Origin of the sequence: Candidatus Gillettellia adelgis (genome assembly GCA_020541285.1) — a bacterium.
GTDB lineage: Bacteria > Pseudomonadota > Gammaproteobacteria > Enterobacterales > Enterobacteriaceae > Gillettellia > Gillettellia adelgis.
In genome coordinates this window covers 815957-834188 of the sequence record CP047043.1, presented here as the reverse complement: position 1 = coordinate 834188, position 18232 = coordinate 815957, and the positions used below count along the sequence as shown (strand labels likewise).

6 protein-coding genes and 5 tRNA genes are annotated in these 18232 nt (G+C 33.9%); 3 read left to right on the top strand and 8 right to left on the bottom strand.

Translation table 11 applies throughout. The features are described from left to right. The first annotated feature begins 755 nt into the window (after positions 1-755). Positions 756-832 (top strand) — tRNA-Val (locus tag GIY03_RS01835). Positions 833-1254: 422 nt separating this feature from the next. On the opposite strand, the gene GIY03_RS01830 is transcribed toward GIY03_RS01835, so the two are convergent. The 4 genes from GIY03_RS01830 to GIY03_RS01815 form a co-directional block, all read right to left on the bottom strand. Next, a tRNA-Gln gene (locus GIY03_RS01830) sits at positions 1255-1329 on the bottom strand. A gap of 121 nt (positions 1330-1450) precedes the next feature. Next, positions 1451-1525, bottom strand: a tRNA-Gln gene (locus GIY03_RS01825). A 25-nt stretch (positions 1526-1550) separates the two neighbouring features. Next, positions 1551-1635 (bottom strand) — tRNA-Leu (locus GIY03_RS01820). 6 nt (positions 1636-1641) lie between these two features. Then, positions 1642-1718, bottom strand: a tRNA-Met gene (locus tag GIY03_RS01815). Positions 1719-2693: 975 nt separating this feature from the next. Between GIY03_RS01815 and dapD the strand changes: the two genes are divergently transcribed. Together dapD and gmhB are read left to right on the top strand one after the other, a co-directional pair. Next, complete coding sequence (dapD, locus tag GIY03_RS01810; protein WP_457913448.1) at positions 2694-3518, top strand: 2,3,4,5-tetrahydropyridine-2,6-dicarboxylate N-succinyltransferase; 825 nt, start codon at positions 2694-2696, stop codon at positions 3516-3518. 429 nt (positions 3519-3947) lie between these two features. Further along, positions 3948-4511, top strand: a complete 564-nt coding sequence (gene gmhB / locus GIY03_RS01805) for a D-glycero-beta-D-manno-heptose 1,7-bisphosphate 7-phosphatase (RefSeq protein ID WP_457913447.1) — start codon at positions 3948-3950, stop codon at positions 4509-4511. Between the two features lie 2798 nt (positions 4512-7309). On the opposite strand, the gene yhdP is transcribed toward gmhB, so the two are convergent. The 4 genes from yhdP to mreB all read right to left on the bottom strand — a co-directional run bounded on the left by yhdP (position 7310) and on the right by mreB (position 16848). Beyond that, positions 7310-11086, bottom strand: a complete 3777-nt coding sequence (yhdP, locus tag GIY03_RS01800) for an AsmA2 domain-containing protein YhdP (RefSeq protein ID WP_457913446.1) — start codon at positions 11084-11086, stop codon at positions 7310-7312. A 3190-nt stretch (positions 11087-14276) separates the two neighbouring features. Further along, positions 14277-14765 carry a rod shape-determining protein MreD gene (gene mreD / locus GIY03_RS01795; RefSeq protein ID WP_457913445.1) on the bottom strand — a complete coding sequence of 163 codons (489 nt, stop codon included), beginning with the start codon at positions 14763-14765 and terminating at the stop codon, positions 14277-14279. Continuing rightward, entirely contained in the window at positions 14758-15717 is a 960-nt protein-coding gene (mreC, locus tag GIY03_RS01790; protein WP_457913444.1) for a rod shape-determining protein MreC, read from the bottom strand. The genes mreD and mreC overlap by 8 nt, the downstream gene beginning before the upstream one ends. Before the next feature lie 87 nt (positions 15718-15804). Then, positions 15805-16848, bottom strand: a complete 1044-nt coding sequence (mreB, locus tag GIY03_RS01785; protein WP_457913971.1) for a rod shape-determining protein MreB — start codon at positions 16846-16848, stop codon at positions 15805-15807. Positions 16849-18232 lie beyond the last annotated feature (1384 nt).

The window sequence follows — 18232 nt, the reverse complement described above, 5'->3', positions numbered from 1 at the left end:
CTATGTTTTTAAGGCATAACATAGTAGTTAATTGCGCTTATTGTGCTGTAATTCGAGAAAGAAATTCATGACATGCAAAAGCGGTTGAGAATAGATTTTAAGGCACATACGTTGACTTATAGATTGAATATCAAAGTAACATATATGTACCCCGTCAGTTATGCTAGATCAGCGGTATTGCTATAAAAACTCACTTATATAAAATCTTGAAGTAATTAAGTGTGTTACTTCAATAATGCTTGTTATTATGCTATTTATCAGTGTGTATTGTGAAAGAATTATGACAAAAAAGTATTTAATCTGTTGATTACAAGAGTTTTTCAATTTCTTCTAACAGTAGAAATTTATCAATTGTCAGATTCTATTAAAAAGAATCTGCAGCGGTTTTTCATATTTCTGACGAGAATTCGCGCAATATTTGCTATATTTTACTTTATGGACGCTAAAATAAGCTTATAGTAACTGTTAAAGATAACCACATCTTAATATCAGTCATCTTAACCACTAGATGTTTAATGTATCATAGGTGTAATTTTTATAAATTACTGTTATCAAGAAGCTAGCTAAATAAACAATGATATACGTATATAACCATGATTATAAACTATTAATAAAGTTTTTAAATAGAGTATAGTAACACTAAGAAGCATAAAAACACATGAAATACTGAATATCTCTGCATTGCGCTTCTTGTTAATATATAATAGTCTGCTAGTATTAATTCATACCTTCAATTCCAATAATACTTAGAAAATGCGTCCGTAGCTCAGTTGGTTAGAGTACCACCTTGACATGGTGGTGGTCGGTGGTTCGAACCCACTCGGACGCACCAAGTTTGGTTTTGTTTTAGATATATCTCTAGTTAACTGCCAAATACTAGAGCATACAATGTTCTAGTTATTTAAATATGTAAATATCATCTAGCGTTAAGCCAGATACATATAAGATTTAGATTGGCTAATATTTTTATGATGCATAGCTGATCTTCTATGATTATCAGGGAATATCTTGTGACATTATATAAGATAATAAGTTATACTTAAACTGAGTAGTCTGTAATCTGATAGATATTTGCAATGTTACTTAATGGTAAAAAACAATAAAATCCTTTAAAGAAAAACATATATACAATCTATATATCTTCTCAAGATTAAGATATTATTATTTCTAATAAAGTATAGCCATAACGATAAATTTATTCTAACATAATAATGTTATTCATGCATATTTGCTGTATGCAGGTTGTATTTTATATGGCTGGGGCGCCAGGATTCGAACCTGGGTATGCTGGTATCAGAAACCAGAGCCTTGCCGCTTGGCGACACCCCAATTGTTAATAGCTATGATAGCATTTAAACTTGTAACCTCATTATTGTAAGCGTGGCGTTTTAATTAATTCAGCTATATATCCCATCTTAAGTGCTATTAATTCGAGAGGTCAGTGACATGTTGGCTGGGGTACCTGGATTCGAACCAGGGAATGCCGGTATCAAAAACCGGTGCCTTACCGCTTGGCTATACCCCATAAAGATTTTATAAAAAATATAGAATGGTGCGGGAGGCGAGATTTGAACTCGCACACCTTGCAGTGCCAGAACCTAAATCTGGTGCGTCTACCAATTTCGCCACTCCCGCAAATTATGGTAGCTACGACAGGACTTGAACCTGTGGCCTCATCATTATGAGTGATGTGCTCTAACCAGCTGAGCTACGTAGCCATGTTTTACTTTTCTTGTTCCGCATCCGTGTATTATGCGTATACGAGAGATTCCCGTCAATAAGTTTTTTCTGATCAAGTGAGGCAGAAGCAGCGGTTTATCTGTGCTATAAGTGTTACAATGAAAAAAATCATCAGATAAATAATGACAATTAGCTAATATTAACTAAAATTTCAATAAAATACTGTAATGTATTACTTACATTAAGATTTTATTCTTACTTTATACCCGACGTACCTATATTATTACAGATGCTAAAAATTTTAATTAGTCAGTGCTGTACTATGATCTTAGTAAGTGACATTCACTAATGAGCAAAGGTAGAATGAGTTTTTTACGATCGTTCATGCCGCGATATATAAAAACGAGATGTAATAACGTTATTCATTTGACTGATAAGAATCAGAACATTGCGGTGATATTAGATTAGTATTTATAAAGCTTCGATATGTCACTGTATTAGAGAGTTTCACATGATCCTAAACTATAATAAAACAATCAATTTAACAATTGCTATAGTAATCTACAGACTACAAAATGTATGACCTACTTGATAAATCATTTTTTCCAATAACGTAGATGGCTATTACGATTTTTGACGCAAGGTTTCGTATCTGATATATTTTTTGATATATGCTAACTAACTATACCATAACAACTTCATTAACAAATCAATACCTGATATGTCTAAAATATTTTAGAATATTTTAAATATAGTCGAGTACTTATAGAAAGATACAAGACGTTGAGTATAAAGCAATTTTTGCCTCTTTTGTATGTTCAAATTAATTAATTATCATATATATAATTTGTCGTATGATCAACATACTTGTGATGGTATACAGATAAATATGCAGTGAATTCTAAAGAGCATTCAATTGCATCAAGAATTTAAATGAAAATTCATGGCTATAGATTTCAACATAATGAGAAAAAGCATTGTTTATTGTTAGCAATATTAGAAAAGAGAATAGTATGCATAAATTAAAAAACATTATTGAGAGTTCCTTTAAACGCTGTGCAGCGATCACTCCAACGAACGTGGATACCGTAACCCGCGAAGCGGTTAACCAGGTAATTAGTCTTTTAGACAACGGCACGTTACGTGTTGCTGAGAAGAGAGATAATCGGTGGGTAACGCATCAGTGGTTGAAGAAGGCTGTCTTGCTATCTTTTCGTATTAATGACAATAAAGTCATAGAAGGCGCAGAAACTCACTATTACGATAAGGTATCAATGAAGTTTGCTGGCTATGATGCAGAACGTTTTCAGAAAGAAGCTTTACGTATAGTACCACCAGCTAGTGTAAGACAAGGGGCATTTGTTGCCCGTAATACTATAATTATGCCCTCTTACATTAACATTGGTGCTTATATTGATGAAGGTACTATGATCGATACCTGGGCAACCGTTGGTTCATGTGCGCAGATCGGAAAGAACGTGCACCTTTCTGGTGGCGCAGGAATTGGTGGTGTATTAGAACCACTACAGGCTAACCCAACAATTATTGAGGATCACTGTTTTATTGGCGCACGTTCCGAAGTGGTGGAAGGTGTGGTAGTGGAGGAAGGCTCAGTAATTTCTATGGGCGTCTATCTCGGTCAAAGTACGCGCATCTATGATCGTAAAACCGGTCAAATACACTACGGTAGTATACCAGCTGGTTCAGTAGTAGTGTCTGGTAACCTACCATCTACAAATGGTTTATATAGTTTGTACTGTGCGGTAATTGTTAAGAAAGTTGATTCTAAGACGCGTAGTAAAGTTAGTATTAATGAACTATTACGTACTATTGACTAAAATTGACAATCGTACGTAATAAGCAGGGTGTGTTATCTGCGCTTTATTCATAATCATAATCTTAAGATATGCTTTATGCTATTAAAGTGGTGATGATTACTTAAAACTAGACATACTGTCTTCAGCGACTTGGAAGAACTGAAGCCGCCATGGGGATCGCCTTGGTAGAAAAGTGAAGTATTGTTATAGAGAGCGCAGTGATAGCGAAAAGCTCTATTGAATGTAATGCTTGAATAATATTAAAAGTTTAGTCGTGTTTTTATTTTAAGTGGATTATTTTATTCAATAAAAGTATGATGTGGCTTTAAACGAGAGAATGATAGAGTATACCCAACGATATAAGATATTTAAAGATGTTCATTAATATTCAACGCCGTTCTTAGTGACTAGTAAATAGTAGAGATACTTTAGCTGTTTAGGAGTAGATTAGTGATACAGCATGTTCCAGCTATCTTTCTTGATCGCGATGGTACATTGAACGTTGATCATGGTTATGTTTATGATATCGATCATTTTCAATTTATTGATGGTGTGATTGAGGCTTGTCGCAACCTTAAAGAAATGGGTTTTGCGCTTATCTTAGTCACAAATCAGTCCGGTATTGCGCGCGGTAAGTTCAGCAAAAAACAGTTTATTCACCTAACTGCATGGATGAATAAGTTATTAGTTAGTTCTAATGTTAACTTCGATGGTATCTATTTTTGCCCGCATCATCCAAAAGCGCTAATTACAGAGTACCGACAAGAATGCTACTGTCGTAAGCCAAAACCAGGTATGTTATTAAAGGCATTGTATCAATTGAATATTGATAAGATGACGTCGTATATGGTAGGTGATAAACTGGAAGATATGCAAGTAGCGATAGCAGCTGGTATTGGTACAAAAGTACTTGTACGTACTGGCAAAGTACTTACAGAAAAAGGCAGGCAGCAGGCTGATGTAATCTTAAATAGCCTGGCAGATCTTCCAGAAGTGATTAGAAAACGTATGTAATCAGCGCTACACACAAAAAGTATATGGTAGCAAAGCTTTTAGTATAACATCAATTATACTGATTTTCAATGAAAGATGAATTATTTTTACTAACTAGTTAAGTCCGACAGCTTGTCAATTTTCATTAATGTTTAAGAAGCCGCATCATAACTTTATTCTCAGGGGAATATTGTAGTAAATGCTATTTAATGTATGCATAAATAAAATGTAATTTATAGCAGAGGACACTGATACATTCAATGTACGCAAGTTAATCATTAGTAAAGGCAGAGTTTGTATATCATAAAAACTAGAGAACTAGACAAATTCTAGGTATTTTCTTAACAGAAAGAGTGATGGCTACAATAGGATTTAGCATCATATCACGTTAGAAGCTGAATAGGGTATTTGAGAGTATCATATTAGTTAGATGTACTCAATACGCTAAACTAGTAGCTGCAAGTCCAGTATATCTAGATTGTAAATCTAGCTGGTTACAGGATATAGATATTTTATGAAATACTCAGATGTAGCCAATGTAATACAATACATCTAAGTTTGACATCGCGATTCTTCTTACCTGAACGAGATCAGAGAGTGTATAACCATTTTAGCTAGAAGGGGAAGGATAGCACGCGATAGATGAATACCATACCTCTGTTAAATACTTAAATATATTTCAGTATTTTAGATATAGATCCGAATAGAACAACTGAATTATAAGAAAAGTCAAATCTTAATAAATCTACTTGAAAAAATGATATATCTTAAAGAATTAGCAGGTAACTATTGTTCGAAGTAACAGGTGCATTAACCTAAAAGATCATTAAATTTGCTAAAAATTATTTAGGTAGAGTCGCATATGTTAAGTTTTAAATATCATTGTCTTTTTAGATGCAAGAGCTATTCTCGTTTAACAGTTTCATACAATCAACAAATATCGAGGTACTCCTGTGATAGGATATGTACAATTATTGTGACGTTCGTAACGGGGAGAAATGTTAGACCTTCGTTTAAGATCCTGTAGTTATAAAACCACTACAAAAAGATCTAGAAAGTTAGGTAGTTAGGAGATTAAGTAATTATTATTTATGATTGTAAGAAAAGTAATATCTTATTGCTTTAGTGAATCATTACAGAAAAATCAACATAGTAACAGCACATAAAACCTGTAGTAGTGACCATTAAATATTGTTAATTGAGGCGTATTCTATACGTCCCTGAAAAACACAATGTAAATAAAGTTCTAGATATTAGAAGTGAAGACGCTGATATCGCTCAGAATATAGCAGATAAAAATCGTTCGATACAAAGATGAAAGTGATTGTGTATATCAATCAAGTATACACGCGATAAGAACAAATAAGTATTTTATATTGTATATGATACAATATAGATTCACTAGAAAATTGAGCAAGTTTATGGTATTGATATCATTTACAGTGTATGTAATATTTTAATGTATGCGAGATGCCAATAATCTTTACCTGTGACATTGACTGATCTAAATATACAACCCATTGATGTCGTTTTTCTAACAAGGATGCTAAGCATTGTTTTTAGAATAATCGTACCACATTTACATAATAATCAGGTAAACAGCATCACAACGATTAAGAACACTAAACATAAGCATTAAAAAGATATTGTAATTTTAGTATGATATACTTATATATAAGTGTATCTGCTTTAGGAAATCTGAAAATTGATCTTAGTCATCATTTGCTAACTTTGACTATTAATATTATATAACAATAAGTTAACATGTAATTGTATACATACAACATAATGGTTACGCTCTGTTGAAGTCATTATTTCTCGTGTGATCATGTCAAGTAAAAGATTTGATCGCAGATTAATAAACAAAGACTTATAATGACAATGTCATTATAAGTCTTTGTTTATTAATAGTCTTGTTGCATGATTACAAAATTATAATCGTCACCAGTTAGTAATAAACCTGAATTCTTGTGTTTTATGTATTATGGCAAAGGAATTTGAGTATACTATAATGTTCGCACAGCTAAATAGATATTAGAGATAACGGACTTATTTCTTTGATTAATTGTATATATATTAATACAATAAACGGAATGATTTGTTTTGTATAATAACTCAGATATACTTATTAAACAGTGTACGTTATTTTAACACAATAGGCTATCATGAAGCGTTAATAAAAAATTAGGTAATACCAATAAGCAGTGAATGCTACTAACTAACTTATTTGCATCTTACATTTATATTTAAGAGACAACCGGCACAGAATCATGTATGAGAATGCAAAATAATCCACACCTTATTATGCGACATTCTTTCGTAGAAAGAAGCACTTTCACGAAGTGAATTAATAGGATTTAGTAGACAGCGTTTTATTGATAAAAGCAAAGTGAAATCTTCCTTATACGATACCTTAGAATATCTTTGGGTGGTATATTGCAAAATGTTACGAGGATTGTCTTGCTACAAGACCAGTGAGTATCATCGTAGATGATGATAGTAAACTATCTACTAATGAATAATGTAAGAACTGTGTATTTATCATGCCATCTTCCGTCACCTTTTGATTACTATATTAAATAGTAAGAAACATAACTGCAGTGATGTTGTCGAGCTAATCCAGTATTTTGTATAGATTTTACGTATTTAGTTAATTAATCATAAATTATGACTGACGATAACCTTCAGATTTATGATGTTTTTCTGTATTAAAAGATATTGTATGCGACAATACTATTAAGGAATAAGACACATCTAAGAGTTTTCTCATTAGAAGAGTAGCTTTGTGTTTGTCTTGAGTGCTATAAAACTGTACAGCCTCACTTTGAGATAGGTGATATTTTATTAATTTTGATCTGCCCTAGATCACCGCTAATATGATAGCGCATTAAGAAGAGCGTACTCCATATCGGCCTCAATACCTTTGAAGTAGTAAACACTATTGCACCGACGATCGGGTTCACAACAAACGCCGTTGCTACGCCACCTAAGATAGAAGAGATCTCTGGTGCCACAACTGCTTCCATCTTGATGCGGTTATGAGTTAAATCGATCTGGCCGTTCATGGAAATATCTGCTGATAACCCATCAACTAATAAGTTATTAGTATTCATGATTCCATTTTTTAGTAATATGGTGCTTTGGATAGAATCAAAGTAAAAACTTTTGCTAAAAGTGTCACTAAAATCGAACTGTAACTTACGCCATAATGCATCAAAACTTACGAGACGTAATAGTTGTTCAGTACGTCCAGCACTAATACTATCAATTTTGCCTTTGCCTATTTTGAATTGAATTATACCGCGTATAGTGCTCAATTTTAAATGCCAGGGTTGTCCACGCCAATATATCTGATAATCTACGCTATAAGGTCCACCTTGTAGTGGAATATTAATGCCAAGAAAGTCTGCGGTCTGTTCAATTTTGCTGCCTACCAACTTACCTGTTAGTTTGCCGTGTATACTATGTATACCTTGTTGCCACTCGCCGCTAGCGATCATTTTCCCATGTTCCGTGTCAATCAGTCCGTCTTTTAGTATTAGACGATTTCCTTTATAGGAGAGATTAGCTTCAACTTTTCCGAAGTTGTGTCCTAGCAACCAACATGATTGACAACGTAATCTTTGTGTGGGCCAGTTATCGAAAGAGACTATCTTAGGTGTAGAATTCATTGCTTTTAATGAGTTTTTTCTTTTTGCAAGATGTGGGTTGTAATATAAATAGATGAGATTGATGCGCCAAGGCTTATCATGCAACATCTGCAAGCTACCATCTATTTCATCGCCTTTAGCTATCCACTGTATTCCACGATTCTGCTGTATGGCAGATAGTGTTATCTTATGCCATACCTGTCCACCTAAGAGTAACTGTGGTATTTTAATAACTACAATGTTTGGAATACTTAATCCAATGATGTTGTTATTTTTTTTTATCTTTGGTGCTAATAACGTCAGCCATTTTTTCACATCTAGTGTTGGTAAGTTAAAAGTTAATGAATTACTTTGTGGTAAATCAGGTATGCTATAACCAGTGTTTTTCCATACGGCGCGTACCAGCGTTACTTTGTGTTTTTCAAAAAGCCATTCACTATTGAAGTAATTATGGTGTTCTACGCCACCTGATAGTATAAATCCGTTCAAACCACCGACAATCTTCATTTTTAATAGTAGTGTTTTTTCTGGTGATTTTTCTAATGGAGAAGGTAAGCTACTGCGTATTTTTTTAAGATCTGCATTTACGCTAATGTCATAACTAATTCTACCTTTGCGCGGCAATAAGATGAAAATACGACTGCGTAAAAACATAGTGCCATTGATATGATTGATCATATTTTTTGGAAAGTTAACAAATTTAGTGGGTTGACACTTTCCCTTGACAGTAATATTAATTTTGTAATTACGTTGATTCTCTTGAGTGGTAAAATTTATAACCATTGGTTGTCCAAACCAGTTGGCAGAAACGGTATCACTTTTTAGGTTGCTATCGTCGAAGTAAAATTCGCCACTTAGTTGTCGTAGTTCACTTCCTAACCGTTTTACCCACAGCGAATTATTATGCAGAATCACTTTTCCCGTGGCTTGTACCTTTCCATGATCCAGTGGAATATGAAGATGTACACGACCGTTGAGATTACCTTTTAGTTGTAGTTCATTGAGTACTACGCTAAGTGAATGATGCATCGGTGTATGTTTAAAAAAATCGTAAATCTTAGTACTATTACCCACGAGCTCTGCATCAACTAGTAACTGTTTTTTTAGGTAGCTTGGGATGACTGCACTAATATTTTTTGCGATTACTTCGCCTAACTTAGCATGCGCTGCTTGCATCCACAGCCCTGAATTAACAAAGTTAAGGTCGACTGAAAGATCTGTCAGCGCTGGCCAGCCTGGCTGGACACGGAAGGTCGAGTGACGTAAAGGAATGAATACTTTAAATTGGCCTTCGTTATTATAATATGGAAAATACGTTGGATCGCCAGTGCAAATTAGTGTAGCATGCTTCGCTTCTCCTCCTTGGAGAGCTTTGCTAAGGTAGTTGACTAATTTTTTACCCATCATTGGTTCTGGTAAATAACGCCAGACATCTCCGCCGTTATATAGCCGAATACCAGCTAGAATATTTAACCAAGGATTACCATGTGTTGGTTGATAATAATAAAAATTGCCATTCACTCTCAATGATGTTGCTTTAACTGCAAGATTTTCACTCGCCAATTCCCATCCTTGATCCTGGTAACGCCAAATCAACGTCCCATGTGCACTATTAATTTTTAGTGGTGTTCGAAAAATGTTAGGATAGGGAAGCGTACTACTATTAAGACTTAATGTTATATGTCCTGCGGTTACTCTACCTCTGAAGACACCGGAAAAATGATTAATACCGGGACGAAGTTTTCCAGGTCTCCAACTGACATCTTTCCAAATAGCCTGACAGTGAGTTTTGTTTAACTGTTGTAATGGAATATCTAGTGACAAGTTTATAATCGTACCGTGAACTTGTGCATCATGCCATTGCTCCAGTAGATTCGGACTAAAGAACGGCAAAGTTGGCAATAACAGAGATATGCGCTCTAGTTGCATATTAGTTACACGTATATGTAGTGTGTCGTTCTGGTTTAATGTGTGATTTTTTGGTAGCCATAGTGCGTAAAGCGAACCCTTCGGCCAAGCATGGCCATCTGTTCTCAGCTGTAAACGAGGTACTTTGATTTCCCAATTCGTTCCTTTATGACGCATGAATAGTATCAGATTCTCCGAATCCAACTTGTGTTGTTTTTTTCCTATATAACAATTAACGGTTCCGCGTTTGAGTATTGTATAACCACTAACGACTGTGCTATTTTGGATGTGCAACCAAGTCGCTAAACTAAAATCTGTATTTTTTACTTTAGTAGGAACATGTAAATAGTGAGTAAACCAAGGCTGGACATTAAGATTGTCAGCCTGAAAATAAATTGTACCAATATTTAAGAATTGTTTATTGTCATGTAGATCTATTAGCAGTTGTGCCATACCGTTCTGGCCATTTGGTGTTGATAGAGTCATCTTCCCTTTAGCTTGATGGTGGTTATGACTGTTAAGCCACGTAAAATGTGGCGTTTTAAGTGTTATACGCTCTTCATCAGTTGTGAAAAAAGAGAAGTAACTGTTGTATAGATTAAAGTAATCAAACTTATTAAGCATCACATCGCTAATGTATCTATAAGTAATAAAGTGACCTTGAGAGTTTTTATCATCCACTGTAACATGTAAGTTACATTGAAGCTGATGAATAGTAATATCTCGAAACTTCCAACTCCAATATAAGAGAGATCGCCATACGTTTAACGATAGCGTCAGGCGTTCAATATGCAGGTTTCCTGTTGGTAGAGTAGCGTTTATATTGTACATTTCCAGTCGTGGACCGTAAGGTTGCCAACCTCCTTGTATAAAACTAACTTGTAGGGATACGCCGGAAAGACTTGCTATTTTCGCTAGTAGCTGCGGGCGATAATGGTTAAGTGCAGGTAGCATAAAGCTAAGTCCGATCATTAGTAGCGCTATGGTAACTATCAGAATAGTGCCTATGACTAAAAGAATTTCAGACAGTCGCTTCATAAAGTGCTCCTTACTTTTTGCCTAGAAACAAAAAATTTTAGGCATTAGCTGTTGCAATACTACATCACCGTCTGCTGTCGCGGCGTATACTAAAACAATCCGGTAGCGTAAGTTTCATGTGTACATATTGTGTTACGTAAACTCTCGAAACATGCGATGTCGAAAAGGGTTTATGGTGTCTCGAGTTCATTACAAGAAGAAGCATTGTATACGAGTGTATATTTAATGCGTTTGCGCGTTAGTTGTTACGTCTCTTTTAGATGAGCTTCTCTAAGAGACATCGTTTATTATGGTATGTATCTCAACTTAATATCTAGCTCCGGCAGATTTTATATTTAGTGGCGATATTTTATACAATGCATGCTGACAAATTAAATAATGAATGATATTATTCCAATTTAACGAGAGAGTAGTAAACGGGTTGTGATATTAGTACTAAATATACTTTTTATCGATGTTATTGTAACTAATGATAGTGATAGGTTGATGCTAATATTAGCATTGCTTTTGCATGATAGGTAGTTATATAGGTTTTTTATTTATTATAATGTTATAGTGAAGTAGTTATTAGATCGTATTTTTACATCACATAGGTCAAAACAGTAGACTATCTATTTAGATTTATAATTTATTCGTAAAACTATAAGAAGGGATGCATCACTACATGCCAGCAGCATAAATATTATTTTAAGATTTTATTGAGTATATAGTAAAAATATAAAATGTAGACTATGATGCTCTTTCGTTATGTCTTTATATCTTTCAATTAATTCAGCATAAGATTGCATGCTAGATCTGCAATGTGTGCAGATGCATTTTAGCACGTTGTCAGAAACATGATGGAAACGTACTGTGCTAACGTGAGCGCGCGATATACTTTTTATGTATTTCTATTAAATTTTTATTAGAACCTTGGTGATGCAGGATTGAGTCAGTCAGTATTTTAAACTCATCCTTCTGAGTTGCGACTCTATGCCGTAATTTAAATCATCAAATTATTTAATTTTAGTGGTATACAAGAACAATATGATTTTAAGATGTTTTTAGATGTTTTGTTAATATGCTAAATATTCCAGCATTCGTTTGTATTAATATCAAAACTTGGTAGAGTAAAAATAGGATTGTATCGATAGTTAGAAGTATTTCTTTAATACCACATAATAGTCTCATGAACTTAAACCATATAATCTTGCGTGAGCGTGTGTTAATTTACTAATATAACGTATCTAATAGTACCTTTACCCTGCGTTACGAATCCATAAAATTAGACTATATAATATTGAAATCATGCAGAAAACGGGATTATCTAGTGAATCCGTAGAAGCTTATCTATTATAAGTTTGGCCATTCTCATTTAAAACGCTGTTTATAAGTATTATTAAAATAGCATCTTTATATTCTCGTTTAATATAAAATGCATTATAGCGTCATGCTATTAATGCAAAGAATTTATAGTTAATGCATATTATATGCGCTATTAACTCAATTACTATTTTTTTCATGAGAATCAGCAGCCGAAATTGAATCTATTAATGCATTTTTTGTTATATCATCATTGTAGTTATATTAGTTTGCTTTGGCCCTATCCAAGTTGCTTGCTAATATGAATTCTGAGAGTTAATGTACTTTTTTGAAATTTGGCGTATAATTCTGCGTGCGTGCTGTTTTACATAAATTTGGCTTGGTTAATTAATTGCTCTATATTTTTATTTTTGCATTTTCAGTATGTTATGTGCTTATCATTGAATATAGTAAATTACTAAGTAGCTGCTGGTTTTAGTTAGAATCAAAAATATAAATCAATACCCTTAGTTATCTTTTTAGAGAAGTAACCTTTCTTTTTTTGCATTCCATATAGTTCTGCTTGATTTATAGTTTTAGATGTTGTGAAGTAGATTTGATTCACTAGACATTACATTTTAGTACTTAAGACGATACTTGTAAGTCCTGCATAACAATTTTCTAGCTGGTTCTAATGTTACAAATTACAAATGTACCAGAATTTATCTATGGTTTATTGAAACAATTTCAGTCAAATGAAGTAGTTGTAGCTTTCTCTCACCTTTATAAATTCATTTCTATAGCTTTTGTTGGACATAGTGTTTTCTCTATGCAAAGACAACGTATGCAGTGCGATATTCATTTTTATCGTTTAAGCTTTTATAAGTTTTATATAGTACACATTTGATTTATTCAGGATGATCTTAAATATCTTTTTTATAAGGTAATTTGTTTTGTTATAAAAATATTGAGGGTATCCTCGTTGTTAATGGTATTGTATGTACGGATTAATATCCTAGCTATATTATTTTAGGCGTGGTATATTAATGATATTAAACCTACTTAATTGATACTGATTATTTTATTTGAAACCTTTGAGGTTACTATACAGGAATATGTCATCTGATTCTGTATGTCAAATCAATTGCAAGAACAAACCAGGATAATGTTGTGATCTGTAACTTTTTTGTATTCTTGTAACCTTCTAAAATTTCTTTTATGACTCTAGACTTTATTCATTCAATACATCAGTAGTTTACAGCTAAATCTTTTACAGTACAGACTTTGAGGTATACCTAAAATATCACTTATGCCTATGATTTCCTGTGTATTAAATAATATTTTCGTTATTAGCAGAAAGGTATTTTAGATAATAAACAATTTAAAGTTTATATTATACGTATATGATGATGGAAACGAAAATTTTTCGTTTCCATTGGCTTTTATTAAAAAATTCTCTGATAATTATTGTGTGTAGAAGACTAATGAAAAAAGTTTAGATAATACAAAGTTTAGTTTTACAAACTAATAGAACATTCTTATACAATTCAATATGCTTATTTTATATCGGTCATTATCAAGGGGTTTAAACTTTGTCTTTTGAATTGCAGTAATGTAGCGCTTATGGTAAAGGAATAAGGATCTTTTACAAACATTACGCATTTTAAATAATTAAAGAGATCATTACATATTTTATGGTGATAGATTGCAGAATATTAAATAAATTATCAGATTTCAAAAGTACTAGTGTGTTATTTATGAGCAACTGCCATCATAGCCCTATAATATGATGTTGTCACTAATTTATAGTATGTTAAAGAAAACGTCAAAATAGCATACTGACCAGAGTTAGTAATTAACATAAAATGTAGGAATTGAAGTGAAACATATCATAATTATTGATATGTTTTTACTTTACTGTAAATTGACGACGAATTTTACGCAACAATAGAAATAACCACGGCCAAAGTATGCCATTTACTACACTATTCCAAAGCACTTCTAATCGGAATAATGCATTGATTACTAAACATTCTTCCCAAAATACTATTACATCCATCACTAGTGATAGCAGCACTATGATTAACGCTTGTTTCCATAGAATTATATTTCGAAAGAGTTGATATTTAAATACCGCTAGATAAGTAATCATACCTAGCGCTAGCGCATAGACTCCAAGCGTGGAGCCCAAAAGAAGATCCAGAATAAGCCCAAGAAGGAAGCCATTACCAATATTAATGCGGTGTGGTAATGCTATCGCCCAGTAAATTAGTACTAACTCGATCCAAGACGGTCGGAACATATGGAGTTGTGCTGGCCACGGCATGATTTGTAATATTAACGCTGACAAGAATGATAACCAAATAATCCAACGGCCATGGATATAGTGGTTATTCATTAGTAAATTTTTCATACAGAAGCGGTAATGATGTATTAACAGTTTTATTTAACGGCTCACCTTTTCTAGGATGTAGGCGCTTATTAACTATCTGTTTGACTTTATCTGGTGGTAGAGGTAGAGAATTATTATTATGTATACCCCATAGCAACAGTAAATAATGAAGGTGTTTTAGTCTGGCAATTGGATGTGCTTGAATTATAGTAGATGCGCGTTCGTTATTTATTTTTACGGAAGAAACAACCGCTACTGGATAACCTATCGGAAAACGGCCGTCTAAGCCAGAAGTAACAAGAATATCGCCTGCTTGAATATCAGTATTTTTTGGTAAATCCTCGAGTTGTAAATCATCAGCGCAGCCTCTACCTGTAGTTATCGCCCGAATGTCGTTACGTAGCACCTGAATCGGTAATGCATGCGAAGCATCACACATTAGCAGTACACGACTAGTAATTTTAGCTACCGCTACTATCTGACCGACCACGCCTTTGTCGCTAACCACAGGCTGACCTTCGTATACGCCATTATTAGACCCTTTATCGATAACTACTTGCTCGCTATATGGGTTAGAGATAGTAGAAATTACTTGGGTTACCGTTGCATATTCATCTTGGTATAATGGTGATCTTAAAAGTTTACGTAAATTAGTATTTTCTTGTTTTAAATAATCAAAAAGAAGAAGATTTTTGTTTTTTAGTAACAGCTCCTCTCGAAGAATACGGTTTTCAAATTGTAGCGTTTTTCGAGTAGTTAAAGTTTCTGATAAGCTATCTAAAATCTTGCGTGGTTCATCAACAAGAAAATAGAGAGGACTAATAGCGGTATCCATGTATTGACGTATTTTTATGAATGCATTAATCTGGCTGTCAGCAATCATTAAGATAATCGCGATAATTACTGCTAAAAAAAGTCGCCATTGTATGGATGCCCCCCTACTCAACATTAGATTCATAAATTATAAGGGTTCCTTAAAGGAAGTAGGCGAAACATTACCTGACTCTTTTTGTATCCATGTAATACGATCGTATTTTATAAAGGGTTAATCTTCACTGAACAATGCGCCGCCATGCATGCCAATCATTTCTAACGCCTTACCTCCCCCGCGTGCTACGCAAGTTAGTGGATCTTCTGCGACCACGACGGGAATACCTGTTTCTTCTAGTAGTAGACGGTCAAGATTTCTAAGTAATGCGCCACCACCTGTCAATACCATCCCACACTCTGAGATATCAGAAGCCAGCTCCGGTGGACACTGTTCTAACGCTACCATTACTGCACTGACAATGCCCGTTAATGGTTCCTGTAAGGCTTCAAGGATTTCATTAGAGTTTAAGGTAAATCCACGTGGTACGCCTTCAGCTAAATTACGGCCACGAACTTCAATTTTTAGTACTTCGTCGCCTGGGTAAGCTGAGCCAATTTCATGCTTAATGCGTTCGGCAGTAGCTTCACCAATTAGTGAACCATAGTTACGTCGCACGTAATTAATTATAGCTTCATCAAAGCGATCACCGCCAATGCGCACAGAGGAGGAGTAAACTACGCCGTTCAAGGATATTACTGCTACTTCAGTAGTACCGCCACCAATGTCGAGTACCATAGAACCAGTAGCTTCTGATACTGGTAAACCCGCTCCAATCGCTGCAGCCATTGGTTCTTCAATTAAAAATACCTCGCGTGCGCCAGCTCCTTGGGCAGATTCGCGGATAGCACGTCGTTCGACTTGAGTGGCACCGACTGGTACGCAAACTAAAACACGTGGACTTGGGCGCATAAAGCTATTACTATGGACTTGTTTTATAAAGTGTTGCAGCATTTTTTCAGTCACAAAGAAGTCAGCAATTACGCCATCTTTCATAGGGCGAATGGCCATGATATTGCCAGGGGTTCGACCTAACATCTGTTTAGCATCATAACCTACCGCCGCCACTCTCTTCGGAGAGCCTGTTCGATCTTGTCGTATAGCCACTACTGATGGTTCATTTAATACAATCCCTTGCTCTTTAACATAAATTAGGGTATTGGCAGTGCCTAAATCGATAGATAAGTCATTGGAAAACATGCCACGGAATTTCTTAAACATAATTAAAGGGTAATCCTGCAAGCTGGGGGCTGAAAATAACATCTATTTATTTTACCAAGCATATGCACTAGCAACAAAGTAAAAACGATTCTATTTCCGTAAAATGATCTTTATTATTCTGTACGTCTATAAAGGATAAAATGAACGTTAATTTTTCTAAGTATATACTCGCATCATTTATTTTGTCATGATTAGAATAGTGTGACATGGTGTATGAGATTTATATCCATGATATTTTGTGCTTTTCAGGAAGATAGTAATAAATTAATCTATTGATCTATTTTTAATTCTCACAGTACTTGTAATCACATGTCATCTGAACCTTAGGAGTGAGGATTGAGCATTCCTAGTTACTTATTACAGCAAGATCCTGTAGATTTAGTTACATTGTTACCTTTAAGTAGTTTTTATGATAGAAAATTTTTAATAAATAGCCTAGATAAATTTTACTTACCCTACGTGATTTGTATGCTTTTCATTATCAGGGAAAACGTAGTAATAACCTAAATATTTTTTATATACGCATCTATTAGCTTGTAGTGGCGTAAAACTAGCTACTCACTATATATCTAACACATGTTAGTTTTTTTGATACTTTGTGTAATAGTATCCACTAAAAAACTTGGTAAAGGTTCTTTTACAGAGTTTACTCCGAACTATATTATGCATAACTTCTTCACATTTGTCTTATCAATTCGCCGGAATCACTTTTAAAAATCATGATGCTTGTACTATTTGTGTATATTATCATTATAAATTATCAGACTGACTATATTATTTAAGCTCAGCACAGCCATGGCATTATAACAGATATAATTTTAAATAAATTTTTGTCGTTCAAGATCCTTACCTTCCGATGTCTAGTTACATACCAGGGTATTCCTTATATTAGACATCTAAAACTTATAAAACAAAATGAGATAATTATCTAAATCTATGATTGAGTGTTTTATGGAGTTCTGAAGATCCTTTTGTTCTTTCTTGCGATATAATTTAAATATACTAGATGGTTTTTATCTCTAATAATATTAATCTGGTGATTTTGTTGTAGTGAAAACAACCTGATAAGTAATCGCGTATTTATCAAGCCGATTATTTGTCATTTGAGTATTAGGAAATTACTCGTCAAACAGTGAATAGATCTTACATGTCTTTTTTGCTGTGATAGCGATTTAATTTTTTATTTTCGAATGAACACTTGCCATGATGTAGTGTTTGTTAATATATAAGTGTACAACTAATAAATGGAATACTCATAAAGGCATACAATCTACATAATGATTTTTGCATATTACCTGCAGAAGCATGAAGAATAGTTTTCGTATACTTACATGCTCTGCTATTTTAAATAGCGTAATAAAGGGAGTACGATGTTGCTGACTGT

Bases quoted from the DNA above. Each gene is read 5' to 3' on its own strand.
- mreD (WP_457913445.1), bottom strand. From the start codon at position 14,765: ATGAATAACCACTATATCCATGGCCGTTGGATTATTTGGTTATCATTC.
- yhdP (WP_457913446.1), bottom strand. From the start codon at position 11,086: ATGAAGCGACTGTCTGAAATTCTTTTAGTCATAGGCACTATTCTGATA.
- mreC (WP_457913444.1), bottom strand. From the start codon at position 15,717: ATGAATCTAATGTTGAGTAGGGGGGCATCCATACAATGGCGACTTTTT.
- mreB (WP_457913971.1), bottom strand. From the start codon at position 16,848: ATGTTTAAGAAATTCCGTGGCATGTTTTCCAATGACTTATCTATCGAT.
- dapD (WP_457913448.1), top strand. From the start codon at position 2,694: ATGCATAAATTAAAAAACATTATTGAGAGTTCCTTTAAACGCTGTGCA.